Below are 1,335 nucleotides of genomic sequence, written 5' to 3' on the forward strand. Positions count from 1 at the left end.
CTGATTCGGTAGCTGCTTGAGGTGTGTGGTGACAACACATCCCAGATAGATGACTGTTCACGACAGAACCCGGCTTATCGGTTGGCTTTATTTATTATTTTCAATACTTACAGTTAGCGAACTGTCTAAAAATATGGAGTCGTGTCGACGACCCTAGACCCTAACCCGCGGGAACATTGTTACCAAATTCAAATCGATAAATTCAAATCGATATAAAAAAATAACATTAACTATAAAGAGATAACAATAATGCAAGAGTGTTTATTAATGAGTAAGGATCGCCATGCTTTTTTTGAAACTGAACTACCCGATAGGTCTTGATACTACTTCTTGTCAATTTAGTTACGAAATATTCTTCGTGGTCGGTGGATTGTGATAGAGTCATCTCTAGTAAAGGTGAAAATATATCTGGGGCTTTAATTTGTTCCTCAGACCCAAAAACAAAGAAAAATACCACCGCCCGGCGCGGGGGCCGGGGCTTTAACGAGTTCTTGCTCTTTCCATAGCCGTTTAATTTCAGTCAAAACACCCTTTAAAGACTGGCGCAAAATGTCAAGCCTTTGCTTAATTTATCAAACTACGATCAATGTATCGGGGAAAACGAATAACCCCGACTGCCATGGTTTAACGCCGGATGAGTTATCGCGCTTTGATTTTAGCAAAATGGATTTCAGTCAAATTATCAACGACATTCGAAACAATACACATTTTCCGGACACAAAAAAATTGCTTCCGCACGACCACGACTTTATTATACAAAAGTTGTTTTGTTTTGTTGTAAATCCTTACCGATGCGTCGTTAGCTAATTTAAGGACTTCTTCAGCAATTGAACTAATTTTACAACAGTTGATGATAGGCAATATTGAGTGGGGGGAGTTTATACTTCCGATAAATTAGTTAAATAAAATGTGCTTTCCAAGCGAATCTTTCCAAGCGAATAATAAAAAATATATTAGGTGAGTAGGGACATTTAGCCAACCCCCCACCCTGTTGAGAAATAATGCTGATTATTGGTATAAAAACACTTGACCTATATTCCGCGTTGCAAAATTTATGGATTATAACAAGCAGGGCATAGCCAGAGTAATATAGCAGAACAAGTATTCACTATTACTGGAGAGAATGGTAATTAACTTAAGTAAGGTAGCCAAAAATTGGTGATCATTTTAAATTATTTGAATCATTAGAAGCCTTTAAGACCTGATTTTAATTTAATAACAGGATACGACCTAAAAAACGGCGCAAATGGACAATTTTCCAGCTCTCAATTACGAAGTTAATCTTCAAGAAAATAAAATATGTATTCGAAGATTAAATTATACTAAAATATTATT

The 1,335-nt window shown here is 36.3% G+C and carries 1 protein-coding gene; it reads left to right on the forward strand.

Annotated elements, in window-relative coordinates; genetic code table 11:
• The first annotated feature begins 549 nt into the window (after positions 1-549).
• Positions 550-807 (forward strand): hypothetical protein, encoded by a 258-nt coding sequence (locus B1F79_RS03675; RefSeq protein ID WP_251366035.1) that lies wholly within the window; start codon positions 550-552, stop codon positions 805-807.
• Positions 808-1,335: the final 528 nt, after the last annotated feature.

The sequence above is a fragment of the Coxiella-like endosymbiont of Rhipicephalus sanguineus genome (genome assembly GCF_018687865.1).

Bases quoted from the DNA above. Each gene is read 5' to 3' on its own strand.
- B1F79_RS03675 (WP_251366035.1), top strand. From the start codon at position 550: ATGTCAAGCCTTTGCTTAATTTATCAAACTACGATCAATGTATCGGGG.